This window comes from Gemmatimonadaceae bacterium, assembly GCA_035533015.1.
Lineage (GTDB): Bacteria > Gemmatimonadota > Gemmatimonadetes > Gemmatimonadales > Gemmatimonadaceae > JAGWRI01.
In genome coordinates this window covers 28,841-52,885 of record DATLUQ010000015.1, presented here as the reverse complement: position 1 = coordinate 52,885, position 24,045 = coordinate 28,841, and the positions used below count along the sequence as shown (strand labels likewise).

Genomic DNA, 24,045 nt, shown 5'->3' with positions numbered 1-24,045 from the left:
CATGACGATCGAAGGTCCTCTCCGCGAACTCGGCATCCACGATGTCTTCCAGCTGCTCGATCTGAGCCGCAAGACGGGGATGCTGCGCGTGACCTCCGAGTTGCGAGACGACGAGGGCGTGGTGCATTTCGTGAACGGTCGCATCATTCAAGCGAGCATCCGCAGCAGACCGCTATCGCTGGCGCAGTTGCTGCTGGCGTCGGACAAGATCACCGAGTCGGATCTGGTTGAAGCCCGTAGCCGGGCGGGGGCCAACGCCGCGCCCAGCGCGCTGGCCAGTGCACTGGTGGCTGGCGGCGCCGTGTCGCAGCGCGAGTTGGAACGCCAGGTGCGCCTCCAGGTGGAAACGGTCGTATTCGAACTGATGTCGTGGCGCGAGGGGTTCTTCTCGTTCGAGGAACTCTCCGCCGATGCGCTCCCCTCCAGTATCCGGGTCAGCGTGTCCACCGAGTCGCTGCTCATGGAGGGCGCGCGCCGCATCGACGAGTGGTCGCGTATCGTCGACAAGGTGCCGAATCTGGCCGTGGTGCCCCAACTCGCCGCGGTGACTGGCGATCACGAGACGCAGCTCGACCTCCTGCCGCACGAGTGGGAAGTGCTCACGATGATCGACGGCACGCGCGACCTGCGCGAGATCGCCGGATCGCTGGGCCGCAGCGAATTCGAGGTGGCCAAGGTGGCCTACGGGCTCGTCACCACGGGGGTCGTGGACCTCAAGGCGGCCACGCGCCGTGGTCGGGAGCCGCGCCCCGCGGTGGTGGGAGACGAGGCGCTGCTCGAGCGGGCGCGGGGCGCGATGGCGTACGGGGACTTCGCCGCGGCGCTGGAATCGGCGCGGGGCGCCGTTGACGCGTTCGGCACGGAAGCCCGGCTGCTCGTCGCCCGCGCCCTCGTGAAGCTGCGCCGGTATCCCGAGGCGCTGGAGGAGCTGCGACGCGCCGTGCACGCCGACCCGCTCACCCCGCGCGTACACCTCGAGTTGGGGTTCGCGGCGGCGCGGGTGGGGGAGTTCGCCACGGCGCGGGCAAGCTGGGAGCATTTCCTGCGCCTGTCGCCGGCTGGGCTCGACGCGGCGCGCGTCCAGGCGTCGCTCGACTCGCTCATCCGACTCACCAACCTGCTGGAAGCCGATGCCGATGCCTGATGCGATCCGCCGCTGGAGCGATGAACTGGCCCGGGACCCGGCCAGCCTGGCGTTTCTCCCGTTGGCCGAGGCCTTGCGGCGACAGGGGCACCTCGACGCGGCGCGGCGCGTGGCCGTGCTCGGGCTGCAGCGGCATCCGCACCACCCCGATGCCCACGATCTGCTGGCCCGGGTGTACGTGGATGCCGGTGAATTCGAGCGCGCGTTCGACGAGTGGGACATGGCCCTGCGCCTGTCCCCCGACCATACTGGTTCGTTAAAGGGAATGGCGTTCGTGTGCTTCCAGCAGGGGCGCTTCGAGGAGGCCGAGGACTACCTGCGCCGCGCCGCGCTGGGCGACGCTCCCGACGCCGGCATCAGCGCCGCCCTCGACACCGTGCGGCGCAATTCGGCCACTCCGGGCGCGGCCGGCGTGGAGTCCGCTGCCGCGTGGTACGATCCCGACGATCCGCTGTTCGTGTTCGCCTCGGTGCTCGAGGGCGGCGAGCAGACGGCGCTGCTGCTCGATGCATCGGGGTTCGTGCTGGCCGGCGCCTACCCCACGGCCGAGGGGCGCGACGTGGCGGCCGAGGTCGGCGCGCAGCTGAGCGGCGTGTCCGACGAGGCCGATCGCGCTACGCGCCATCTCGGTCTCGGCGAATGGAAATCGATCGTGTTCGAAACCGAGATCGCGGTGGTGGCGATGACCCCGGCGGCAGGCGACGGGCTGCTGGTGCTCGCCGTCTCGCGGGCCACGCCGCTCGGGCTCGTGCGGCGTCTGCTCGACCGGTGCGCGTGGCGCGCACGCGAGTGGCTCGCGCGCAGTGGATGGGCGCCCGGTGCCTCCGACGCGGCGGAGGATCCGGCATGAACTCCCCGTTTACCACGATGCTGCAGTCGCTCATGCGGCTGCGCGGCGTGTCGGCCACCATGCTCGTGGACGAGCACGACGGCACGATCATCGACTCGGTGCTGCAATTCGGCCAGGACGGCGACCGCGTGGCGGCGCTCTCGGCGTCGCTCCATCGCAAGGCACGCCTGTCGGCGGGCGCGGCGGGGATGGGCGGCGTGACCTTCATGGAACTGGAAGCCGAATCGGGGCGCGTCTGCGCCGCGGGGCGCGAGGATATGGTGTTGGTCGTGGTCGCCGCGCCGGCCGCGAATGTGGGGCTCGTGCGGGTCGAGATGCTCAAAGCTGTCCGGGCGCTGGCATGATCACGCGCTCGGTCGAATCGTGGCTCCAGGCTCCACTGCAGCAATTCGTGGAGGACGCTCGCGTGACGATCGCCCTGCTCCTGCTGCCCAGCGGCCAGGTCCTCGCGGAGCACGGATTCACCCGGTCGCTGGACGTCGCGTCGGCATGCGCCCTGGCGGCAGCCATCCACGCCTCCGGGGCCGAACTGGGACGAATGCTCGGTGGACGTCCGTTCAGCGGACTGCACCACGCCGGCCAGGACCGGCAGATCTTCCTGGCCGAAGCGAGGACGCCCCGCGGTACGTACATTTTCTTGAGCGCGTTCGACAGGGAAAGTTCGATCGGGCTCGTCAGGCTGTATTTTGACGAGTTCGCGGCCCGCCTGGCGGCCGCCGAGCCCCGAAGCGAGCCCGAATCCACCCCAGTATTGGCCGAGAATTTCGAGCGAGACCTGAACCGCAATCTGGCAGCGTTGTTCGGCCGGGCCTGATTCCTCACCACCCCTATCCTTCCGTGTCCCTCGTCAACTACGCCACCCGCGAGATCACCTGCAAAATCGTCTACTACGGACCGGGCCGGTCCGGAAAGACGACCAACTTGCACTACATCTACGGACAGGTTCCCGACGATCGAAAGGGGGCGATGGTGTCGCTGGCCACCCAGACCGACCGTACGCTCTTCTTTGATTTCCTGCCGTTGGACCTCGGGACGATCTCCGGCTTCCGGACCAAGTTCCAACTCTACACCGTGCCGGGCCAGGTCTACTATCAGTCCACCCGCAAGCTCGTACTGCAGGGGGCGGACGGCGTGGTATTCGTGGCCGACAGCCAGCGGCGCCAACTGGACGAGGACATCGAGAGCTTCCAGGACCTGCACGCCAACCTTGCCGAACAGGGAGTGGACGCCCGGGGCGTTCCGCTCGTCATCCAGTACAACAAGCAGGACTTGCCGCGCGACCTGATCGTCGCGCCGGATGAACTCTCCGAAGCGATCAACTTTCGCGGGGTGCCGGATTTCCCGGCCGACGCGCTCCACGGACTCGGAGTGTTCGAGACGCTCCGGGGCATTTCCGAGATCGTACTCAAACGGCTGAGTGCGTCGTCGGGCAACGCGAGGTAGCGTGTGGCGGTAGATGCGCGGATGCGGTTCGAGAACTACGTGGTGGGGCCGGCCAATGACGGGGCGGTCGCCGCGGCGCGCGCCGTGGCCGGCGCCCCCGGCGTCACTCACAATCCGCTCCTCATCCACGGCGGCCCCGGGGTCGGCAAGTCCCACCTGCTGCTGGCCATCGGGAACGGGGTGGCGGACCCTGCCGCCGTGGTGGAGTACCTGACGGCCGACGAGTTCGCCACGCAGTGGAAGATCGCGTCCGATGTCGGTGCCACGGAGGCCCTCGAGCGTCGGCTGGTGCGTGCCGACGTGCTCCTGATCGATGACGTCCACCGGTTGGCGGGCCGCGTTGACGCAGAGCGCGCCCTGGCGCATCTGATCGCGGTACGCGAACAGACGGACCGGCAGGTCGTGGTGACGAGCAACGGGCCGCTCGACCGCCTGGAGGGGATGGACAGTGCCTTGGCGAAACAACTGATGCACGGCGTCAGCGTGGAAATCAGTCCGCCGGGTGGTCCGACGTCGTCATCCGCCGTGTCGCTCGACTTCCAGAGTTTTGTGAGCGACATCGCGAGCGCCGTGGCCGACCACGTGGAATCGTGGAAGGTGCGCGTCGCCGAGGCGGTGTCGAGCTGGAATGCCGCAGGGTACCGCACGACGGCGCTCGAGCGTCTCATGGACCAGGCCGAGCCGCCGGCCAATTATGAGGCGGTGCTACGCGGGTTCGGCGCCACGGTGCGCCGGCTCAAGGAGCTCGAGGCCGAAGCGGTGACGGCCGACCCGGCGCTGGCCGGCCACGATCCGTTCCGCGATCCCGAGCGGCTGCGCGAGGCCGAGGCCTTGGCCAAGCACGCGCAGAGCGGGGCGGCAGAGCTGCCCGGTCCATCGGTGGAGTTCTCGCGCAATGGATTCGCCGTGGGCGCGTCCAACCAGCGGGCCGTGCACGCGGCCGACGCCGTGGCCGCCGAGCCTGGGCGCCGATACAACCCGCTGCTACTCATCGGGCCGCCGGGCACGGGCAAGACGCATCTGCTCAACGCGCTCGGCAACGAGCTGGCCAAAGCGAGCGGACGGACCGCGACGGTCGCGTGCGTGGGGGCGCAAGCCTGGGCCGACGAGTTCCTGGGCGCGCTGCGCGATGGTACGGCCGACGTCTGGCGGCAGCGCTACCGTCGTATCGACGCACTGCTCGTGGATGACTTGCACGCCGTAGCCGGCAAGGAGCGTACGCAGGACGAACTCTTCCACCTGATCAACGATCTGCTCAATGCGGGGAAGCAGGTGGTGATGACCAGCGAGCGCGCACCCAGGGACCTGCAGGGCTTCGACGACCGGATCCGCTCGGCGTTCGAGACCGGGCTCGTGGTGGAGTTGGCGCCGCCGGACGCGGCCCTCACGGAGCAACTGTACCGCCGCTTTCTGGACGGCGTGCCGGCCGGTCGGCTCGACCCGCTGGCGCGCTATCTCGCCTCACGCCCGGTGGGCAGCGTGTCCGACATTATCGAGACCGTGCAGCGGTTGACGGCAGCCGCCGACGCGGTGAGCACGGCCGTCACCGTGGAGATGGCGCGGCGCGAGTTCGACGGTCCGGAACCCGGTCCGTTGATCATGCCCACGCCGGTCCGTGCGATGCCCGCCGTGAGTGGCATCGCCGATGTGTTCTTCCTGGACCACGAGAAGGTCGTCTGGGAATGGCGCGATGTGCCGTCGCGGGCCATCGAGGAGCTGCGCTGACATGGCCATCAAAGGCAGCTTGAAGGAGGCCAGCCTCCCCGACGTGCTCCAGCTCCTGGCGATGGGCAGGAAGACCGGCTGCCTGAGCGTCAACTACCGCACGAACTTCGGTTACATCTACTTCGACAAGGGTCGCATCTCGTACGCCTCGATCGTCAACCGCCGCGACCGCCTGGGCGACATGCTCGTGAAGAACGGCGTGATTACCGGCGACCAGTTGCGGTCGGCGATCGATGCCCAGGAGCGGCAGCGCGACCGCCGCATCGGCGAGTTGCTCATGGATATGGGCTTCCTGTCGCGCGACGCCCTCCGCCAGCATATCCGCGAGCAGATCGAGGAGGCGGTCTACTTCCTGTTCACGTGGAACCAAGGCTCGTTCAACTTCGAGGCCGACGTCCAGCCAGAGGGCCAGGAATTCCTCGTCTCGATCAATCCCGAATCGCTGCTGCTCGAGGGTGCTCGGCGCGTGGACGAATGGACCCTCGTCGAGAAGAAGATCCCGACGTTCGACATCGTGTTCGAGATCGACCGCGTCCGCTTGGCCAAAAGCGACCTCGAGTTGACCATGGAGCAGCGGGGCCTAGTCGAGTTGGTGGACGGCCGGCGGGACGTACAGCAGATCATCGATGCGTCGGGGATGGGCGAGTTCGACGTTGGCAAGCTCCTGTACGGGCTCGCCATCGCGGGGTTCCTCCACCGCATCGGCACCTCCAAGACGACGGACCCGGCGGTGTCCGAAGCGCGCGTGCAGGAGCACTACAACCTCGGGGTCGCCTTCTACAAGACCGGCATGCTCGACGAGGCGATCCGCGAATTCCGCCGCGTCCTCGACCTGCGTGTCGACGATCTGGCGGCCCGGTTCTTCCTCGGCCTCGTGGCGCTGCGCCAGGAGCGGTGGGCCGACGCACTGGCGGTCTATGAGGAAGCCGCAGCACGTCCCGGCGCCGCGGCAGCCGTGTTCCACAACATGGGGTACGCCCTGGAGCGGCTGGGCCGCTTTGCCGAAGCGCAGCGCGCGCTGCACGAAGCGAGCAAGCGCAGCGGCGGCATCAATCCGGTGATCCAGACGTCGATCGGCATCGTCACGCTGCAGATGGGCGACGTGCCGGGGGCGGACGTGGCGCTGCGGGCCGCGCGTCCCCTCTGGGCTGCGCGATCGCCCACGTCGGCCTGGTATCACCACGCGGCGCTCGCGGCGGCGCTGCTCGGCGACCTCGCGCGCGCCCAATCGATTCTCGACGAGGCGGTGGGGGCGCATTCCCACAGCGCCATCCTCCACAACAACCTCGCGGTGGTGCTGGAGCGCCGGAACAATGCCGAGGCTGCCGCCGCGGCGCTCGACCGCGCGCTGGCCGAAGATCCGTCGGTCCCCCAGATCCACAAGAACCTGGGTGACGTTGCCTACCGTGCCAGCCGGTTCGACGATGCTCTCGCCGCCTACCAGCGCGCGGTCAAAGTCGATCCCGAGTTGGGCGACGACGTCTACCTCAAGCTCGGGAACATCCACTTCCGCCAACACCGCAAGGACGAGGCGGTCAAACTCTGGGAGCGCGCCTTGGCCCTCGATCCGACCAACGCGATCGTCCGCACGAACCTCGAAGCCGTGCGGCAGAGTCCGGGATGAACGACGTCGAGCCCGTGGACGACGGGTTCCAGGCGCTCCTCGACAAGATCTCGCGCGATCGAGGCTTCCGCTGCGCGAGCTACAAACCCACCTGCCTCCGCCGCCGAGTCGGCGTGCGCATGCGGGCCCGCGGCGTGCACCGCTACGCCGATTACGCGGGACTGCTCGATCACGACACGGCCGAGTACGATCTGCTGCTCGACGCGCTCACGATCAACGTCACCAAGCTGTTCCGGAATCCGGAGGCGTATGAGGCGATCGCGCGCGAGGTGGTGCCGGCGCTCTGGGAATCGTCCCGGCCGCGCCTGCGCGTGTGGAGCGCAGGCTGCGCGTCGGGCGAGGAGCCGTACTCGCTGGCCACGCTGTTCTACATGTACGCGGAGGAGCAGCAAGCGCTCGACGACGTGGGACGCGTCGACGTCCTGGGCACCGACATCGACCGCCGCAGTCTGGCCGACGCCGAGCGCGGCGTGTTCGACGAGACAGATTTCAGCGAGACCCCGCCGGAGTGGCGGGCGCGATATTTTTCGGCTGCGCCGCCGTTTGCCGTGCGGCCGGAAATCCGCGGCCTCGTGCGTTTCCGCGAGCACGACATGCTGCGCGAACCAGCCGTGCGGCCGGTCAACGACTTGATCGTCTGCCGCAATGCGATCATCTACTTTGACCGGGCGTCGCAGGAACGCCTGTTCGAGGCCTTCTACGCGGCGCTCAGTCCCGGAGGGTTCCTCATACTCGGCAAGGTCGAAACCCTGTTCGGCGACGCCCGGCACCTCTTCCAGCCGGTCAACGCACGCGAGCGCATCTTCCGGCGCCCGGCGTGACCGACCGCCGCGTCGGCATCGCCGAGCTCGCAGCGGCCGCCGAAGGCACGCTATCCACGATGGGGCTCGGATCGTGCGTCGCGATCGTGCTATATGACGCCGAGTCCAAGGTGGGCGGCCTTGCGCACGTGTTGCTGCCCGATCCGGACGCGCGGCGCGCGAACGATAATCCGGCGCGGTATCCCGGCACTGCGCTCCCCGTGCTGTTGGGGCAGATGGCGGCGCTGGGCGCCGAGCGCGGCCGGCTCAAGGCGCGGATCGCCGGCGGCGCCAGCATGTTCGCGTCGCTGCTCCCCAAGGGCACGGTCACGATCGGGGCGCGCAACGTCGAGGCGGCCCGTGAGACACTGGCCATCGCGGGCATCCCGCTGGTAGGCGAGGATGTGGGGGCCGACCACGGGCGCAGCGTTTATCTCTCGCTCGCCGACGGCCGCATGGAGGTCCGATCGCTGGTGCGGGGCACCCGTGTCCTCTAGGCCTACCGTGCTCGTCGTGGACGACAGCGCGTTGATGCGGCGCGTGATCTCCGACCTGATCACCGGGTCGGGGGAATTCACCGTAATCGGCACCGCGCGCAACGGCACGGAAGCGATCGCCCGCGTGCACGCGCTGGACCCCGATATCGTGACGCTCGATATCGAGATGCCGGAGCTGGACGGGTTGCAGGCATTGGGCGTCATCATGCGCGAGGCGCCACGTCCAGTCGTGATGCTCAGCGCGGCCGACACGGTGGACGGGCGCGATGCCACGTTGCGTGCGCTCGAACTCGGCGCCGTGGACTTCGTGCGCAAGCCGTCGGGGGCGATCAGCATTGACCTGCCGGTGATCGGCGAGCGTCTGACCGCCGCGCTCCAGGCCGCTCGCCAAGCCAACGTGCGCGCGCTCCAGGCGGCGGTCGTGCCTCGGGAGCCCGCACACCGCGCAGCCCCGCGAAGGCCGCATGCCCCCGCGCGCGCCGTCGCGATCGCCGCGTCCACCGGCGGACCGCGGGCCCTCACCGAAGTCCTTCCCGCGCTTCCGCGCACGCTCGATGCGGCGGTGTTCGTGGTGCAGCACATGCCGGCGGGGTTCACGAAGAGCCTGGCCCAGCGCCTGGACGCGATGGGGCCGCTGCCGGTGCACGAGGCGGAGCGGGGACAGGTCGTGCAGGGGGGGCACGTGTACGTCGCGCCGGGCGGCGTCCACATGCGTGTGACCGACGGCCCCGAGCCGACGATCGTGCTCGACGACGCGCCGCCGCTGTGGGGCGTGCGGCCGTCGGCCGATCCGCTGTTCATCTCTGTGGCCCGCGTGTTCGGCGCGCAGGCCGTGGGCGTGGTGCTCACCGGTATGGGGCGCGACGGGGCCAACGGGTTGCGGGCTATTCGCGAAGCCGGTGGACGGGGCGTGGTGCAGGACCGCGAGACGTCGACCATCTACGGCATGCCGCAGGCGGCGCTGCAGTTGGCCGGCGCCGACCGGGTCACGCCGCTGGCCGGCGTGGCATCGGCGATCGTGGAGTGTCTGGCGACCATGAGTACAGTAGTATGATCGACGAACACTGGGGGCTGCGGGCCAAGCCGTTCGCGAACACCCCCGACCCGGAGTTCGTGTACCACTCGCCCGTGTTCGACGAGGGATTCGCCCGGCTCCTCTACGATGTCACCGATCTGCGCGGGGGCCTCTCACTGGTCACCGGCGAGATCGGCTGCGGGAAGACGATGCTCGTCGAGGCGCTGCGCCAGCGGCTGGCCGGCACCCCGTTCGAACCCTGGATCATCCCCTATCCGCGGCTCACCGGCGCGCAGTTGCTGCAGTTCGTCGCGGCCGCGGCGGAACTGCCGCAGGCGAGGCGGAGCAAACCGGCGCTCGTCGACCTGCTGCGGCGGCGGCTGGCGGAGCAGCACGCCGCCGGGCGGCGGCCGGTGATCATCGTGGACGAAGCACAGCTCGCCAGCCCCAGCCTCCTCGAGGAACTGCGACTGCTCACCAACTTCGAGGACCGCACCGACAAGCACCTGCACGTCGTGTTGCTCGGCCAACCCGAGTTGCGCGACCGCATCGTGAAGCGTCCGCAGATAGACCAGCGCGTGAGCCTGCGCTTCCATCTCGATCCGCTCGATGCCGGCGACGTGAGGGAGTATGTGCTCCATCGTTTGCGCGTCGCGGGAGCGACCCATGAAATCTTCACGGAGCAGGCCATGACCGCGCTCGCCGTGCGTAGCGGCGGCGTGCCGCGCCTGGTGAATAACCTGGCCGTGCAGGCGCTGTTTGTGGGCGCGATGCGGGGACTGGCGCGCGTGGACGGGGCGCTGGTACACGACGTGGCAGACGACCGCGAATGAAGAAGCCACTCAAGATCGCCTATCGCGACCTGCTGAACCGGACTCCGGCAGCCTCCCCCACCCCCGCCTCCGCACCGGTGGTCGAGTGGGCGGCCGGCGCCCCACTCCCCGAGTTGCCGGTCGAACCGGCGATCCCCGACGCCGAACCGGCGATCCCCGACACCGATCTGGCGGCCCCGGCGCGAGCGGTGGTCGAGACCGTCGTCGAGGCGGCCGACGAGGGATATCTGGTGTTTCGAGTGGGACACGAGCTGTTCGCGCTTCCCCTGGATGCGGTGGAAGAGGCGATCGACCTCGACCAGGTGCAACCCATTCCGGAGATGAGCGCCACGATGCTTGGCGTCGTCTCGCTGCGCGGGGAGCTGGTGCCGCTGTACGCGCCCTCGGCGCTGCTCGGGGTGACCGCCGACTCCCAGGCGGCTGCGCTCATCTTCGTCACGGCGCGAGGCCGTGTGGCGCTGGCCGTGGACGATGTTGACGACGTCATGACCATTTCGCCGGCGGAGTTGCTCCGCGCGCCCATGGACTTCGGCGACGGCGTGCTGGTCGGGGTGGCACGTCGCGACGCCGATCTGATCGGCGTGCTCGACCCCGAGGCCCTCGTGGCAGCCTGCCGCACCGATCCCGCCCTGGAGACCGCATGACCAAGCCCCGCACCGCCAAGCTCGTCTCGTTCCGTCTGGGCACCGACTACTTCGCCGCCGATATCTTTTCAGTGGAGCGCGTGCTGCGCTTCCAGGCACCCACCGCGGTGCCCAACGTACCCGAATGGATCGACGGCGTGGTGGAGTATCAGGGCCGCGTGCTGCCGGTGGTGAGTCTGCGGCGACGGTTCCAACTCCCGGCGGTCGCGGCAACGCCGGAGACGCGCATCCTGGTGCTCAAGTCCGGCGGCGAGTGGGTGGGCGTGGTGGTCGATGCCGTGCTCGAAGTGGCGAGTTTCGATGAGGCGCAGCTGTCGCCACCGCCCGCCCTCTTTCGCGGGCTGGCCGGGGAGTATCTGCGCGGTATCGTGCGGCTGCGCGACCACCTGCTGATATTCCTCGACGTGGAGCGGCTCCTCTCCTCAGACGAGCGGCTGACGCTGGAGCGTGTGACCGAAGAGGCACTCCGGCATGCCTGATTCGCCGGTCATCGTGCGCCGCGCGCAGTACGCCGCGCTGGAGACGCGGCTCGACGCGCCGAACGCGAACCACGAACGCGAGGCGTTGAAAGCCGAGATCGTGGCGTTGTTCAGGCAGCTGGAGCAGGAGGTGGCCGATCTCACCCAACTCAAGGACAACGTCAAGAGACTGGTCGACAAGTGGAAATCGCTCGGCGTCCAGTCGCTGGCTCCCGAGTTCGACGCAGCGCGGCCGGCGGTGCACGCCGACCATCTCGGCGCGTCGACGTTCATCGAGAAGGGGTGGAGCCGGCTATCGCTGGGCGATTATGAGGGCGCCGAGGTCGCGTTGCACAGGGCGATCGCGCTGTCGCCCAACGATCCCCAGTCCGAGGGGTTGCTCGGCTGGGCGCAGATGCTGCAGGAGAAATACGACGACGCGCTGCTGATGTTCCAGAAGGTGCTCATCCGCGAGCCGGTGAATGCCCTGGCCCGCATCAACGTCGGCTACATCTGCCTCAAGAAGGGGATCTTCGGGGAGGCCATAGAGCACCTGTCGAAGGCCATTCGTCTGGACAACGACAAGAAGGCGACGCTCTACGCGCACTTTTACCTCGGACTCGTGTATCTCGAACGGGACATGTTCGAGGATGCGCAGACCTTCTTCCAGAAGGCGATTGCGCTGGGCCCCAACCTCATCGAGGCATATTACGAATTGGGGCGCGCGTACTGGTTCAACGGCCGGCGTGACGAGGCCCTGCAGGCATGGCGCGAAGGATTCGCCCAGAACAAGTTCAATCCATGGGGAAAGAAGTGCGCCGAAGTCCTGCGGCAGGTGGAGGAGGGACGGGAGCCGTAACCGCACCGGGTGCGGCACCGATTCCCCGCGGGGCCCGGTCCGCGTTGTCCCGATGCGCCGCCGAGCCGTCCCGGCAGTCCCGGACCGCGACGGCGATACGGAAATTGGTAACAGTGCTGGGAATGGCGGTGCTGGTCGTCCCGCTGCGTGCCGCGGCCCAATCCGCGGCGCCCGTGCGGCTGGACCGCGGGCGATTCACGGTGGTCGCCTACCCCAAAGACGCCACGCTGGCCCGGTCCATTCTCGCTGTAGCCATGGCGCACGACACCTTTCCCGGCCTCCCGCGGCCGCGGGAGCACGTGCTCATCGCCATCGCGCCCGACGCGGCGCGCTTTCACGAATGGGCGGGACCCGGCGCGCCGGAATGGGGCGCCGCGCTCGCCTTTCCCGAGACTCGACGGATCATCCTGCAGGGCAGCAGCTCCGGTGCCGACGCCGGCGACCCGGTGGAGGTCGTGCGGCACGAGCTGGCGCACCTGGCGCTGCATGAATACCTGGGCGATCGCGCGCCGCGCTGGTTCGACGAGGGGTACGCGAGCTTCTCGGCGCACGAATTCACCGGGCACGACGCGTTGGCCGCCAACCTGGCGCTGGCCGTGAAGGGCGTGCCCACACTCGACGGCCTCGAGGGATACTTCTCGGGAGGCGCGACCACGGCGCGTGCCGGATACGCACTCGCCGCGAGCGCGGTGTCCGACATGGCGGCGCTCGATCCGTCGCGCGGACTCACCCGCGTGTTCGCGGCGTGGCGCGAGACGGGGTCGCTCGACCAGGCCCTGCGCCGCGCGGACGGGACCACGTTGGACGGGTTCGAGGCGGATTGGCGCAAACGCGCCCGGCGCCGCTACGGCGCGCTGGCGCTCATGGAAGACCTGACCCTGGTCGGGATTCTCCTGGTTGTGGTCATCCTTCCGCTGTGGATCGCGCGGCGCCGCCGCGATCGTTCCCGGTTCGCGGCGCTGGTGGCGGCCGACGATGCTGCCGATGCGGCGGAGCGGGAGAGCGCGCTGGCGGAGCTGATCGGTCCGTGGCCCGCGGGGGAGCGGAACGAGCCCGACGTCAAAGGACCGTAAGCGTCCACCAGTTCTAGTGTTGGCTTGACACCAAACTTTGCGGCCCCTAGTCTTCAGGTTTATGGCAGAAACCGACACTTCGACCCGCTCTCGACCGCTGCTTTGGTGGGGGATCGCACTCGTGACCCTCGCCGCCGGCTACGCCGACCTGGCGCGCGGCGGCGACACGATCGCGCCGATCCTGCTTGTGGTCGGGTACTGCGTGCTGGTCCCGCTGGCCATACTCAAGTAATGCGCGGCGCGCCGGCGTTCTCAGAGGGCGAATAGCTCAGTTGGTTAGAGCGCCTGCCTTACACGCAGGAAGTCGGGGGTTCGAGTCCCTCTTCGCCCATTGGCGTCGCAGGAACTACATTCGGGCCGTTCGGGTAGGACTCAATTAGGGGGAGGAGCCGACAGTGAAGGGATTGCAGCGCCGGATGGTGGGTCTGGGTCTGGTGATCGTGGCGGGTTTGCCGTCGATCGCCGTGGCGCAGTACGGGTTCAACCCCGCACGTCAACGCGGGCCTGACCGTGACACCCCCCATCTCCTCGTTGGGACCTGCCATGCGACGCCGGCCACGCTCGGGGTGACCGCGGCTGCTGCCCTGCGCGACCGGATCCAGAGTGAGAACAACATTCGGGACCTGTACGTCATCCCGAACAAGACCGTCAATGACGCGCTCATTGCGTCGGGTTACGCGCCGGACTCCGCGCTCAGTCAGCAGGATCTCGGGGCCCTTGGCAAGATCGTGCGCGCCGACGAGATTCTGGATTGCGACGTCGCCCTCACGCCGAGTGGAATTCGCGAGGGCGCGCGCCTGATGCTGGCCACCGACGTCACGCAGGCCCAGCCGCTTCCCGCGGTGGATGCCAAGGATCCGGCCGGCGCCGCCGGGACGATCGAGCGCGAACTCTCCGCCGCGCGCAAACAGATCACCGGCAATGAGAAGTGCAAGAACAGCCTCCGCGCCGGCAAGGCGCAGGAGGCGGTCGCCAACGCGCAGGACGCCATCAAGCAATACCCGCAGGCCACGCTGGCGCGCCTCTGCCTGGCCACGGCGTACGGGCCCGACTTCTTGAAGTACCCTCCCGACTCGGTCCTTTCCGTCACCAACGAAATTCTGCGCATCGATCCCGCCAACCTGTTCGCGCTCGGCTTGGCCGTGGGCGCCTACGACGCCAAGGGCGATCAGGACGCCGTCGTGCAGACGATGCTCAAGATGTACAAGCTCGAGCCGCAGGATCAAGCGCTCGCCAACCGCATCATCAACGCGCTGGGCGCATCCGATCCGGCCAAGGCGCTCCCGATTCTCGAGGACATGCTCAAGCAGAATCCGGGCGATCCGACCATGCTGCAGCAGAAGTGGAAGCTGCTCGCGGCCACGCAACAGTGGAAGGACGCGCTGGCCACCGGTGAATTGATGGCGCACATCGACACGGCCCTCGCCGACAGCGATTACTACCATCGCCAGATCGCCATGGCCACCACCGACAGCAACTGGACGAAGGTGGCGGAGTACGCGTCGGACGCGGAGCGCAAGTACCCCAAGGATCCCCAGTTCCCGTTCCTGCAGGGCGTCGCGCTGCGCAATACGAGCCAGTTGCCGGCGGCCGCCGGCGCGTTTCGCCGTGCGCTGATCGCCGATCCCAAGGACTCGACCGCCGAGTTGTTCCTGGCCCAAACGTTCGTTGACCTCGGGCAGACGGACAGTCTCGTGGCCCTCGCCAACCAGGCGATCGCGGCGGGCGGCGACAAGGCGAAGTGGGGGCCGATGCTGCTCGCGCCGGTCCAGAACCTGATGAGCCAGGCTAAGACGGACACGGCGAACGCCACGAAGTACTATCAGCGGTCGCTCGACCTGGCGCAGCACGCCGATTCCGTGGCGTCGTCGCCCACCACGCACTTCTTCATCGGCGTCGCGTCGCTCCAACTTGCGGTCGCCGCGATGCAAGCCGCGCAGCCCACCAAGAATTGTGTCGACGCGAAGAGGGCGCAGGACATGTTCGTCCTGTCCCAGATCAACATGCCCGCCGGCGGCTCGGTCGATGCTGCAACCGCTGGCGCGGTCATGCAGGCAATTGCGAAGTACTCCCCGATCGCCGACCAGATGGTCAAGGCCTACTGCAAGAAGCAGTAGCCGGTGACGCGCCTGGACGTTGACGAAGCCCGCCGGCAGTCGCCGGCGGGCTTCGTCGCTTGTGGCGCGCACCCGCCATGTGTTGCTTTCATCGCGTGATGTCCGATGCCGATCCGTTCACTTCGCGCCTGACGCCCTCCGGCCCGCTCACGCCGGAATGGGCAAGCTCGTATCATGCCCCGGTCATGGTGCAGGAAGTGGTGGCGCTGCTCGCCGATGCGCACCATGTGCTCGACGGGACGCTCGGCGGGGGCGGACACACCGAAGCGTTGCTGCACGCCGGCGCGCGCGTCACGGCCGTGGACCGCGACCCCGACGCCATCGCGGCCGCTGGCCAGCGTCTGGCCCCGTTCGTGCGCGATGGGCGCTTGCGCCTCGAGTTGGGCAACTACGCCACGCTCGACGACGCCGCGCTCGGTCACGAGCGGTACGACGGCATCCTCCTCGATCTCGGTGTGTCGTCGCACCAGATCGACGCCACGGCGCGCGGCTTCAGCTTTCGTGAGGGGGCCCCGCTCGACATGCGCATGGGACCCGACGCCACGCGGACCGCGGCGGACTTTCTCAACGCGGCCGACGAGGGCGAACTGGCCTGGGTGTTCCGCGAGTACGGCGACGAACGGCGCGCCATCCGCCTGGCGCGCGAGGTCTCGAAGCGCCGCGCCACGCGCCCCTTTGCCACCAGCGACGACTTCGTCGGGGCGATCCGCGCGACGCTCGGCCCCCGCAGCGGGCCGGCCGAGTTCGCGCGGCTCTTCCAGGCCGTGCGCATCGCGATCAACGAGGAGCTGGGCGGGTTGGAGCGGGCGCTCCCCACTCTGCGTGACCGCCTCGAATCGCAGGGGGTGTTTGTCGTGATCTCCTACCATTCCGGGGAGGACCGGATCGTGAAGCGCACGTTTCGGGACTGGAGCACGGCATGCACCTGTCCCCCGCGACAGCCCGTGTGCACGTGTGGCGGCCGCGCGCTCGGGGCGTTGGTCACCAAGCGGGGGCTGCGGGCCGGACCGGCCGAGCTCGACGCCAACCCTCGCTCGCGCAGCGCGCGGCTCCGGGCATGGCGCGCCGCGTGAAGCGTCGATGGAGCCCGCGCTCCGTGATTGCCCTCGTGCTGCTGGGTTTCGTTTTGGTGGCTACGGGCGTCATTGCACGGAGGAGTTATGGAATCCGCCAGCAGCGCGCGATCCGGGACCTCGAGCGGCAGCGGGACGCGCTCGAGGCGGAGCGCGTCCGCCTCACTGGCGAGATCCGCGATTCGTCGAGTCTCACGCGGCTGGCGCCGATCCTGCAGCGCATGAACATGCACATTCCCGCCGATAGTATGGTCATCAACCTGCCGCGTCCGCGGGCGCATGATCAAGAATAGCCGCATCGGCATCATCCACTTCACGCTCGCTGCGTTCGCGCTGGCCGTGATTGCGAAATCGGCCAAGGTGCAACTCGTGGACGGCAAGGCGTGGGCCGCGCAGGCGCACAACCAGCACTTCACGAGCCGCGAGGTCCCGGCGCTGCGCGGGGAAATCCTCGACGCCGCGGGCCGCACGTTGGCCGAGAGCCGCGACATGGTGCAACTCGGCATCAACCCGCAGGAACTCCGCAGCCGCCGTGCCACGGCCAACGCGCTGCGCCGCGCTGGCGTGAACGCCAAGTGGATCGCCCGCGCGACCGACACGACGAGGAAGTGGGCGCCGATTCCGGATCAGTTCCGGGCCACCGACGTTGCCGCGCTCACGGCCATGCGCGGCGTGTACGCCGAGCCGGTGGTCGACCGTGTGTACCCGGGCTCCGATGCCGCGCGCCGCATCGTGGGGCGGGTCAATGGTGCCGGCGAGCCGGTGGACGGCATCGAGCTGGCGCTCGACAGCCTGTTGCGCGGGCGGGACGGCTCGGCGGCCCTCGTGCGCGACGGATCGGGGCGCAGCTTCAACTCACCGACGTCGCCCGGGGTGGCGCCGCGTGAAGGCAACACCGTGGTGCTCACGCTCAATTCCGACCTCCAGCAGATCGCCGAGCGTGCCCTCGACGACGCGGTGTCGAAGATGGGCGCGCAGGGCGGCGACATCGTGATCCTCGACCCGGAGACGGGCGACGTGCTGGCCATGGCCAGCCGGCGTCAGAATCCGCTCTCGACGTCCGCCACGGCGCTGACCGAGCCCTTCGAGCCCGGCTCGACGATGAAACCGCTCATCGCCGCATCGCTGCTCACCCAAGGGCTCGTCCGGCTCACCGACACGGTTCCCACCTTTGGCGGTGAGTTGACGATCAACGCGCGCACGATCCACGACGACCAGGAAGCAGGGCCCGAACCCAAGTTCCTGACGCTCGCCGACGTCCTCCAGCGCTCGAGCAACGTGGGCATCGTGCAGTTCGCCGAACGCCTCTCGCCGAGCCAGGAATACCAGGCGCTGCGCGACTTCGGCTTTGGCACGCCCACCGAGGTGGCCTATCCCGCCGAGTCACCGGGCATCCTGCGCCCGCCCAAAGACTGGTCCACGCAATCGGCCAACTCCATGGCCATGGGCTACGAGATCGCCGTCACCCCGCTGCAGTTGGCCACGGCGTACGCGGCGATCGCCAATGGCGGCGAGCTGCTGCAGCCCTCGATCGTGAAGGAGGTCCGTGCGCCCAACGGGCGGGTGCTCTACGAGCATACGCGGCAGGTGGTGCGTCGTGTCATGACGCCCGCCGTGGCGGCTGAGGTGCGGCAGATGCTGCTCGGCGTGGTGGCGGACGGCACGGCGGTGAGCGCCGATCTTGCCGACTACCTGTTGGGGGGCAAGACGGGCACGCCGCGCCGCACCGTGAATGGCCGCTACGCGCCGCACGCGTACACGCCCAACTTCGTCGGGCTGTTCCCGGGCAATGCGCCACAGTTCGTGATCGTCGTGAAGCTCGACAGTCCGCAGGGCAAGTACTACAGCGCCAGCACCGCTGCACCGCTCACGAAGACCATCCTCCAGGCGGCGCTGGCGGCGCGTGACGCGGCGCTCAACCGCACGCAACTGATTCGCGACGTGGTGTCGCGCTCGCCAGATCCTGCGGGTGCGGCCGACACGCCGGTGCGCGTGACGATGGGAGCAGCGGGTGCTGACTCCGTGGCGGCGGCGGTGGGCGCCGAATCGACCGCCGCGCGCACCGCGGCGGCCGCTGCCCTCGCGGCCACCCCCCCTGCCGTCACGATCACGCTCACCGCCGGCGCCCCTGCGCCTCGGCCGCCAGCGCCGCCGCGCGCCGTGCCCGACGTGGCGGGTTTGCCGCTGCGCGACGCCGTACGCGCCCTGCACGACGCCGGGTTCCGGGTGGAGCTCGTGCCCGGCACGCCGACGGGCACGGCCCCAGCGGCCGGTGCCGTGGCCCCCGCCGGGGCGCTCGTCCGGCTGCGCTACAACTACTAGTAAATGAGTATAGACACGGACGTTCTGGTCCACGCGCTGCGGCATGCCGGGCTGCTGGCCGGCACGCGCGGGCACCTGCCGGCCGTGCTCACGGCGGTCACCGACGATAGCCGCCACGTGGCGCGCGGCGGGCTATTCATCGCCGTGCGCGGCTCGACCCGCGACGGCCACGACTTTCTCGACGCCGCGCAGGCGGCGGGCGCCGCCGCGGCAGTCCTCGAGAATGCGACCCGCACCACGCTGCCGGCGATCATCGTGCGCGACGGACGTCGCGCCGCCGCGCTGGTGGCCGGCGCGGCGTACGGATGGCCCGCCCACGGACTCCGCACCATCGGGGTCACCGGTACCAACGGGAAGACCACCACCGTCCACATGCTCCGCCACCTGCTCGATTCGCCCGAGGCGCGTAGTGCGTCGATCGGCACGCTCGGCGTGCTCGTGGGCAGTGCCGGCACGCCGGTGGAAGGCGGGGCGGGCCTCACCACGCCGGGACCGGTGGAACTGCAGCGGGTGTTCCGCGCCCTCGCCGACGCTGGCGCGCGAACGGTGGCCATGGAGATGTCGTCCCACGCGCTCCACCAGCACCGCGCCGAGGGCGTGACGTATGCCGCCGCCGTATTCACCAACCTCACCCGCGACCACCTGGACTACCACGGTACCGTGGAGGCCTACCTGGCCGCCAAGGCTCTGCTCGTGGAACAGTTGGCGCCCGACGGCGCCACGATCGTGAACGCCGACGACCGCGCGTGGGACGCGCTTCCGGTGCGCGGCCGGTGCGTGCGGTTCGGGGTGGCATCGCGCGACGCCGACGTGCGCGCCACCGACGTGGAGCCGGGCCCGCACGGCAGCGCGTTCACGCTCCACGTGGCCGGCGTCGGCGACCACCCACGCGTGCAGCTGCCGCTCATCGGCGACTTCAACATCGCCAACGCGCTCGGCGCGGCGGCCACGGCCTGGGCGCTGGGCGAACCGCCGGCCCGCATTGCGCACCGCCTGGCGTCCATGCCGCAGGTACCGGGCCGCCTCGAACGCCTGGCCGAGCTCCCCACCGTCCTTCGCGACTATGCCCACACGCCCGATGCCCTGGCGCGCACGCTGGACGCCCTGCGGCCATTCACTGGAGGCCGCCTCATCTGCGTGTTCGGCGCCGGGGGCGACCGGGATCGCGGCAAGCGTCCACTGATGGGCGCCGTGGCTGCCGCGAAGGCCGACGTGGTGGTGGTGACGAGCGACAATCCGCGGGGCGAGGATCCCGAACGCATCATCGACGACGTCGTGGCCGGGATCGGCCGCACCGACTTCGTTCGGCTGGCGGATCGGCGCGCCGCGATCGAGCGCGCGCTCGAACTGGCTCGCCCCGACGACGTGGTCCTGCTTGCGGGAAAGGGGCACGAGACCTACCAGGTGATCGGCACCGTCAACGTTCCATTCGACGAGCGGGCAATCGTGCACGAACTGCGGGGATCGGCGCCATGAGCATCGACGTGCGCGCACCAGAACGGCGCGAGCCCCCGGCGTCCGGAGCCGACTTCTGGACGCGCGACCGGGTGGCAGACGCGCTGGGTCTCGGCCCGCGCGGCGCGGGCCGCTTTGGCCGCGTGTGGACCGACACGCGGACCCTGCAGACCGGAGATCTGTTCGTGGCGCTCTCGGGGCCGAACTTCGACGGCCACGATTTTCTCGCCAGGGCGGTGGCGGCGGGCGCGGGCGGCGTCGTAGTGTCGCGTCCCGAACGGGCGGCCGGCCTTGGCGTGCCGGTGTACGCGGTCGCGCACACCGAGCGCGCGCTTGGTGCGCTGGCCCGGTACCGTCGGCGCGCATGGAACGGCCCGCTGGTGGGCGTCGTGGGTTCCAACGGCAAGACGAGCACGAAGGAAATGTTGCGCGCGGCCCTCGGCACACGACTCGAGGTGCACGCCTCCGAGGCGAACTACAACAACCTCGTGGGGGTGCCGCTCACGCTGCTGGCCATTCCCGACCACGCCGACGTCGCGGTGGTCGAGCTGGGCACCAACCAGCCTGGGGAGATCGCCACCCTGCGCGCGATCGCCGAGCCGAACATCGTGGTCGTGACGTCGATAGCCGAGGAGCACCTCGAGGGGCTGGGCGACCTGACCGGCGTGATGCGTGAGGAGCTGGCGGCGTTGGATCACGTACCGCTCGCGGTGGTTCCGGCCTCGCAGCCCGAAGTGGTGGCCGCCGCGGCCGGCCGGGCGGGGCGCGTGGTGGCGGCGGGGCTGGACGCGGGTGACCTACGGGCAGACCGGTGGAGCGTCAACGCCGGCGGCCTCGGGACGGCCGTGGTGGCAGGCGTGGACGTGCGCCCGCCAACTGGGGGCGTTCACCATCTCCGCAATGCGATGCTCGTGCTGGCCGTGGCCGACGCCTGCGGGGTCTCCGTCGAGGATGCCGCCCGGGGCATCGCCTCGGCTCGGATGCCGGCCATGCGTGGATCGGTGGCCGTGGTGGGATCGGCGCTGGTGATCAACGATGCGTACAACGCCAACCCGGAGTCGGTGCGCGCGGCCGTCGCGCTGCTCGCCCAGGCCGGCCAGGGACGGCCGCGGGTGGCCGTGCTGGGCACGATGCGCGAGATGGGCCCGCATACCCAGCGGGTGCATGACGAGGTCGCGCGGTCGGTGCTGGCCGGGCCGGTGGAACTGATTGTCGGCATCGGCGAGTTCGCCGACGCGTTCGTCCGTGCCGGAGCGCCCCCTTCGCGCGTCATCACTGCGCCGGACATCGATTCGGCGTGGCAGGCGCTGGCGCCTCGACTGGCGCACAACGCTGCGATCCTGTTGAAGGGATCGCGGGGGATGCGGCTCGAGCGCCTGCTGCCGGACATCGAACGTTGGGCGAACAGCCGGTAGGAGAGTGGGACGTAGGGCCGATAATCGCGGAACGCCGTTTGCCGTCCTCCCGTCACGCCCTCCTGCCGTGCTACCAGAAATGAAACGACAATCCCACCGCCTCCCCCGTGCTCTACCACTTTCTCGTTCCGCTCGCCCGGCAGTTCCGAATTCTCAACCTGTTCACGTACATCACCTTTCGCGCCGCGGGGGCGGCGGTGACGGCCTTGTTGCTCGCGTTCGTGGTTGGACCGGCGATCATCCGGCGCCTGCGCGGCGGGTCGATCACGCAGGTCGTGCGCGAGGGCACGCCCGATACGCATGCCGGCAAGGGGGAGACGCCCACGATGGGCGGGCTCATCATCCTGTTCGCGGCGATCGGCTCCACGCTGCTGTGGGCGCGGCTGAGCAGCCGGTACATCTGGCTGGCGCTGGGCGTGACGGCGGCGATGGGCGCCATTGGACTGATCGACGACGTGCTGAAGGTCCGCCAGAAGCGGGCCGGCGAGAAGAACCTCGGGCTGGTGGAGCGCTACAAGCTCGCGGGCCAGGTGACGATCGGGCTGCTGCTCGGCGTGTACGTGTGGCGGTTCCCACTTTCGCCCGACCTGCCCGGCGCATCGACCACGCTGCCGTTCTTCAAGTACGTGCTGGTGGTGCCGATCTCGGCCGCGTTCGCATGGCTGTACGTGGTGTTCACGACCTTCGTGCTCACCGGGGTGAGCAACGCTGTGAACCTCACCGACGGGCTCGACGGCCTGGCCGCCGGGCTGTCGGCGATCGCGTTTGCCACCTTTGCGGCGTTCGCGTACGTGATCGGCCGTGTGGACTGGAGCCATTACCTCGGGTTGTTCTATCTTGCGAACTCCGGCGAGCTGACGGTGTTCTGTGCCGGCATGGCCGGTGCGCTGCTCGCCTTCCTCTGGTTCAACACCCACCCTGCCGAGATCTTCATGGGAGATACGGGCTCGCTGGCGTTGGGGGGCGGGCTGGGCGTGGTGGCCATTCTCCTCAAGTCCGAGTTCCTGCTGGTGTTCGTGGGCGGGGTGTTCATGTGCGAGGCGCTGTCGGTGATGATTCAACGCGGGGTGTTCAAGTACCGGCGCCGCCGCTACGGTGTGGAGTATGCCAGAGCTCACCGGGTGTTCCTGCGCGCGCCCATCCATCACCATTTCGAACTCAAGGGCTGGCCGGAAACCCAGGTTGTGGTGCGGTTCTGGATTCTGGGCCTGCTGTGCGCGTTCGTGGCGCTGGCCACCCTGAAGGTGCGGTGATCAGCCCGTGACGCGTATCTCGGAAGCGGCGATGGAGCGGGGGTGGCTGAGTGGGGAGATCGCCGTGCTGGGGCTTGCTCGAAGCGGCCGCGCCGTGGGCACGCTGCTGGTGCGCACGGGCGCCGAGGTGTACGCATCTGACACCGGGTCGTCTCCGGGGGTGCGGGCCGCGGCCGATGCGCTGCGGGCCGATGGTGCGGCGGTGGACGTGGGGCGCCACGATCTCGAGCGCATCGGGCGCGCCTCGCTCGTGGTGACCAGCCCGGGCGTGCCGCCGGACGCGCCTGCGTTGGCGGCGGCGCGTGCGGCGCGCATTCCCGTCGTGAGCGAGGTGGAAGTCGCGCTGCGGTTCTTGCCGGCGCTGCGCTACATCGCGATCACCGGCACCAACGGCAAGACCACCACCACGGCGCTCACCGCGCACTTGTTGAGCGCGCTGGGGCTGCGCGCCGAGGCTGCGGGGAACATCGGGCGTCCCCTGAGCGAGTTGGCGCAGTCGCCGGACCCCGCACCGTGGGTGGCGCTGGAAATGTCGTCCTTCCAGTTGCACGATACACCGTCGATATCGCCGGACGTGGGGCTGCTCACCAACCTGGCGCCCAACCACCTGGACCGGTATAGGGGCGTGGAGGAGTACTATGCCGACAAGGCGCTGCTCTTTCGCAATGCGTCGGGTGCCTCCACGTGGATCACGAATCGCGATGACGCCGCGTCGCAGGCCATGGTCGCCGACGTCGCCGGCGTGCGGGCCGATTTTTCCGCATCGCAGCGCGCCGATGCGTACTACGACCGGGAGCACGACCGCCTCGTGGTCCTCGGCGAGCCGGTGATCACGCGCGGCGAACTCCAGTTGGTGGGCGATCACAACGTGGCCAACGCGCTCGCCGCGACGTTGGCCGTGATGATGGCCGACCCCGGGCACCGCACGCGGTTCTCGGTGGCCCGGCTCACGCGGGGGCTACGCGGATTCACGGCCCTCGAGCATCGCATCGAGCCGGCGGGGGAATCGGGCGGCGTGACCTGGATCAACGACTCGAAGTCCACGAACGTGATGTCCACGCTCGTCGCGTTGCGCGGCATGGTGCGTCCCACCGTGCTCCTGCTCGGCGGCCGGCACAAGGGTGAACCGTACACGGCGCTGGCCGGCGAGGTGAAGCGCACCGTGAAGCGCGTGATCGCCTACGGCGAGGCGGCGCCGATCATCGCGCGTGATCTCGATCGGGTGGCCGCGATCACCACACTCGCGGCGGGCACTCCGTTCGCCGACGTCGTCACCGCCGCCCGCGCGGCGGCCGTCGCTGGCGACGTGGTGCTGCTCTCGCCGGCCTGCTCGAGCTATGACATGTTCTCGAACTACGAGCAGCGGGGGGCGGAGTTCAAGCGCCTCGCGGTGTCCGTATGACGGGCGGCCGCGCACCCGACGGTCTCGCCGCTGGACGACCGAC

General features: G+C 69.3%; 24 protein-coding genes and 1 tRNA gene. All 25 read left to right on the top strand.

What is annotated here, in order from left to right; translation table 11 throughout:
• The first annotated feature begins 1 nt into the window (after position 1).
• The 25 genes from VNF92_03595 (at position 2) to murD (ending at position 24,002) form a co-directional block, all read left to right on the top strand.
• Positions 2–1,144 (top strand): DUF4388 domain-containing protein, encoded by a 1,143-nt coding sequence (locus VNF92_03595; GenBank protein ID HVA56947.1) that lies wholly within the window; start codon positions 2–4, stop codon positions 1,142–1,144.
• A complete protein-coding gene (locus VNF92_03590) occupies positions 1,137–1,994 on the top strand; it encodes a tetratricopeptide repeat protein (GenBank protein HVA56946.1) in 858 nt (285 codons plus the stop codon). Before VNF92_03595 ends, VNF92_03590 begins: the two co-directional genes overlap by 8 nt.
• A complete protein-coding gene (locus VNF92_03585) occupies positions 1,991–2,338 on the top strand; it encodes a roadblock/LC7 domain-containing protein (GenBank protein HVA56945.1) in 348 nt (115 codons plus the stop codon). The genes VNF92_03590 and VNF92_03585 overlap by 4 nt, the downstream gene beginning before the upstream one ends.
• On the top strand, positions 2,335–2,808 hold the full coding sequence (locus tag VNF92_03580) for a hypothetical protein (protein HVA56944.1): 474 nt from the start codon (positions 2,335–2,337) through the stop codon (positions 2,806–2,808). Before VNF92_03585 ends, VNF92_03580 begins: the two co-directional genes overlap by 4 nt.
• 23 nt (positions 2,809–2,831) lie before the next feature.
• Entirely contained in the window at positions 2,832–3,437 is a 606-nt protein-coding gene (locus VNF92_03575) for a GTPase domain-containing protein (GenBank protein HVA56943.1), read from the top strand.
• Positions 3,438–3,440: 3 nt separating this feature from the next.
• Positions 3,441–5,162, top strand: coding sequence for a DnaA/Hda family protein (locus VNF92_03570; GenBank protein HVA56942.1), 1,722 nt, complete (start codon positions 3,441–3,443; stop codon positions 5,160–5,162).
• Between the two features lies 1 nt (position 5,163).
• A complete protein-coding gene (locus tag VNF92_03565) occupies positions 5,164–6,786 on the top strand; it encodes a DUF4388 domain-containing protein (GenBank protein ID HVA56941.1) in 1,623 nt (540 codons plus the stop codon).
• A complete protein-coding gene (locus tag VNF92_03560; protein HVA56940.1) occupies positions 6,783–7,607 on the top strand; it encodes a protein-glutamate O-methyltransferase CheR in 825 nt (274 codons plus the stop codon). Before VNF92_03565 ends, VNF92_03560 begins: the two co-directional genes overlap by 4 nt.
• Complete coding sequence (locus VNF92_03555; GenBank protein ID HVA56939.1) at positions 7,604–8,083, top strand: hypothetical protein; 480 nt, start codon at positions 7,604–7,606, stop codon at positions 8,081–8,083. Before VNF92_03560 ends, VNF92_03555 begins: the two co-directional genes overlap by 4 nt.
• Entirely contained in the window at positions 8,073–9,137 is a 1,065-nt protein-coding gene (locus VNF92_03550) for a chemotaxis response regulator protein-glutamate methylesterase (GenBank protein HVA56938.1), read from the top strand. The genes VNF92_03555 and VNF92_03550 overlap by 11 nt, the downstream gene beginning before the upstream one ends.
• Positions 9,134–9,931 (top strand): AAA family ATPase, encoded by a 798-nt coding sequence (locus VNF92_03545; protein ID HVA56937.1) that lies wholly within the window; start codon positions 9,134–9,136, stop codon positions 9,929–9,931. The genes VNF92_03550 and VNF92_03545 overlap by 4 nt, the downstream gene beginning before the upstream one ends.
• The gene (locus VNF92_03540; protein ID HVA56936.1) at positions 9,928–10,575 is read left to right on the top strand and encodes a chemotaxis protein CheW; all 648 of its coding nucleotides are present in this window, start codon (positions 9,928–9,930) and stop codon (positions 10,573–10,575) included. The genes VNF92_03545 and VNF92_03540 overlap by 4 nt, the downstream gene beginning before the upstream one ends.
• The gene (locus tag VNF92_03535) at positions 10,572–11,054 is read left to right on the top strand and encodes a chemotaxis protein CheW (protein ID HVA56935.1); all 483 of its coding nucleotides are present in this window, start codon (positions 10,572–10,574) and stop codon (positions 11,052–11,054) included. The genes VNF92_03540 and VNF92_03535 overlap by 4 nt, the downstream gene beginning before the upstream one ends.
• Positions 11,047–11,892 carry a tetratricopeptide repeat protein gene (locus VNF92_03530; protein ID HVA56934.1) on the top strand — a complete coding sequence of 282 codons (846 nt, stop codon included), beginning with the start codon at positions 11,047–11,049 and terminating at the stop codon, positions 11,890–11,892. Before VNF92_03535 ends, VNF92_03530 begins: the two co-directional genes overlap by 8 nt.
• 113 nt (positions 11,893–12,005) lie before the next feature.
• Complete coding sequence (locus VNF92_03525; protein HVA56933.1) at positions 12,006–12,965, top strand: hypothetical protein; 960 nt, start codon at positions 12,006–12,008, stop codon at positions 12,963–12,965.
• Positions 12,966–13,026: 61 nt separating this feature from the next.
• On the top strand, positions 13,027–13,197 hold the full coding sequence (locus tag VNF92_03520) for a hypothetical protein (GenBank protein ID HVA56932.1): 171 nt from the start codon (positions 13,027–13,029) through the stop codon (positions 13,195–13,197).
• A gap of 25 nt (positions 13,198–13,222) precedes the next feature.
• Positions 13,223–13,296, top strand: a tRNA-Val gene (locus VNF92_03515).
• Between the two features lie 64 nt (positions 13,297–13,360).
• A complete protein-coding gene (locus VNF92_03510; GenBank protein HVA56931.1) occupies positions 13,361–15,082 on the top strand; it encodes a hypothetical protein in 1,722 nt (573 codons plus the stop codon).
• Positions 15,083–15,180: 98 nt separating this feature from the next.
• Positions 15,181–16,155 (top strand): 16S rRNA (cytosine(1402)-N(4))-methyltransferase RsmH, encoded by a 975-nt coding sequence (gene rsmH, locus VNF92_03505; GenBank protein ID HVA56930.1) that lies wholly within the window; start codon positions 15,181–15,183, stop codon positions 16,153–16,155.
• Positions 16,140–16,448 (top strand): hypothetical protein, encoded by a 309-nt coding sequence (locus VNF92_03500; protein HVA56929.1) that lies wholly within the window; start codon positions 16,140–16,142, stop codon positions 16,446–16,448. Before rsmH ends, VNF92_03500 begins: the two co-directional genes overlap by 16 nt.
• Complete coding sequence (locus VNF92_03495) at positions 16,435–18,477, top strand: penicillin-binding transpeptidase domain-containing protein (GenBank protein ID HVA56928.1); 2,043 nt, start codon at positions 16,435–16,437, stop codon at positions 18,475–18,477. The genes VNF92_03500 and VNF92_03495 overlap by 14 nt, the downstream gene beginning before the upstream one ends.
• A gap of 3 nt (positions 18,478–18,480) precedes the next feature.
• The gene (locus tag VNF92_03490) at positions 18,481–19,953 is read left to right on the top strand and encodes a UDP-N-acetylmuramoyl-L-alanyl-D-glutamate--2,6-diaminopimelate ligase (protein ID HVA56927.1); all 1,473 of its coding nucleotides are present in this window, start codon (positions 18,481–18,483) and stop codon (positions 19,951–19,953) included.
• Complete coding sequence (gene murF, locus VNF92_03485; GenBank protein HVA56926.1) at positions 19,950–21,347, top strand: UDP-N-acetylmuramoyl-tripeptide--D-alanyl-D-alanine ligase; 1,398 nt, start codon at positions 19,950–19,952, stop codon at positions 21,345–21,347. Before VNF92_03490 ends, murF begins: the two co-directional genes overlap by 4 nt.
• A gap of 107 nt (positions 21,348–21,454) precedes the next feature.
• Positions 21,455–22,600, top strand: a complete 1,146-nt coding sequence (gene mraY, locus VNF92_03480; GenBank protein HVA56925.1) for a phospho-N-acetylmuramoyl-pentapeptide-transferase — start codon at positions 21,455–21,457, stop codon at positions 22,598–22,600.
• Between the two features lie 7 nt (positions 22,601–22,607).
• Positions 22,608–24,002, top strand: a complete 1,395-nt coding sequence (gene murD, locus VNF92_03475; protein ID HVA56924.1) for a UDP-N-acetylmuramoyl-L-alanine--D-glutamate ligase — start codon at positions 22,608–22,610, stop codon at positions 24,000–24,002.
• Positions 24,003–24,045 lie beyond the last annotated feature (43 nt).

What these genes read in the sequence shown, in the direction of transcription:
- VNF92_03490 (HVA56927.1), top strand. Translation starts at nt 18,481, where the DNA reads ATGAGTATAGACACGGACGTTCTGGTCCACGCGCTGCGGCATGCCGGG.
- VNF92_03540 (HVA56936.1), top strand. Translation starts at nt 9,928, where the DNA reads ATGAAGAAGCCACTCAAGATCGCCTATCGCGACCTGCTGAACCGGACT.
- VNF92_03520 (HVA56932.1), top strand. Translation starts at nt 13,027, where the DNA reads ATGGCAGAAACCGACACTTCGACCCGCTCTCGACCGCTGCTTTGGTGG.
- VNF92_03560 (HVA56940.1), top strand. Translation starts at nt 6,783, where the DNA reads ATGAACGACGTCGAGCCCGTGGACGACGGGTTCCAGGCGCTCCTCGAC.
- VNF92_03500 (HVA56929.1), top strand. Translation starts at nt 16,140, where the DNA reads ATGGCGCGCCGCGTGAAGCGTCGATGGAGCCCGCGCTCCGTGATTGCC.
- VNF92_03590 (HVA56946.1), top strand. Translation starts at nt 1,137, where the DNA reads ATGCCTGATGCGATCCGCCGCTGGAGCGATGAACTGGCCCGGGACCCG.
- rsmH (HVA56930.1), top strand. Translation starts at nt 15,181, where the DNA reads ATGTCCGATGCCGATCCGTTCACTTCGCGCCTGACGCCCTCCGGCCCG.
- VNF92_03565 (HVA56941.1), top strand. Translation starts at nt 5,164, where the DNA reads ATGGCCATCAAAGGCAGCTTGAAGGAGGCCAGCCTCCCCGACGTGCTC.
- VNF92_03530 (HVA56934.1), top strand. Translation starts at nt 11,047, where the DNA reads ATGCCTGATTCGCCGGTCATCGTGCGCCGCGCGCAGTACGCCGCGCTG.
- VNF92_03585 (HVA56945.1), top strand. Translation starts at nt 1,991, where the DNA reads ATGAACTCCCCGTTTACCACGATGCTGCAGTCGCTCATGCGGCTGCGC.
- VNF92_03495 (HVA56928.1), top strand. Translation starts at nt 16,435, where the DNA reads ATGATCAAGAATAGCCGCATCGGCATCATCCACTTCACGCTCGCTGCG.
- VNF92_03535 (HVA56935.1), top strand. Translation starts at nt 10,572, where the DNA reads ATGACCAAGCCCCGCACCGCCAAGCTCGTCTCGTTCCGTCTGGGCACC.
- VNF92_03545 (HVA56937.1), top strand. Translation starts at nt 9,134, where the DNA reads ATGATCGACGAACACTGGGGGCTGCGGGCCAAGCCGTTCGCGAACACC.
- VNF92_03580 (HVA56944.1), top strand. Translation starts at nt 2,335, where the DNA reads ATGATCACGCGCTCGGTCGAATCGTGGCTCCAGGCTCCACTGCAGCAA.
- VNF92_03595 (HVA56947.1), top strand. Translation starts at nt 2, where the DNA reads ATGACGATCGAAGGTCCTCTCCGCGAACTCGGCATCCACGATGTCTTC.
- murF (HVA56926.1), top strand. Translation starts at nt 19,950, where the DNA reads ATGAGCATCGACGTGCGCGCACCAGAACGGCGCGAGCCCCCGGCGTCC.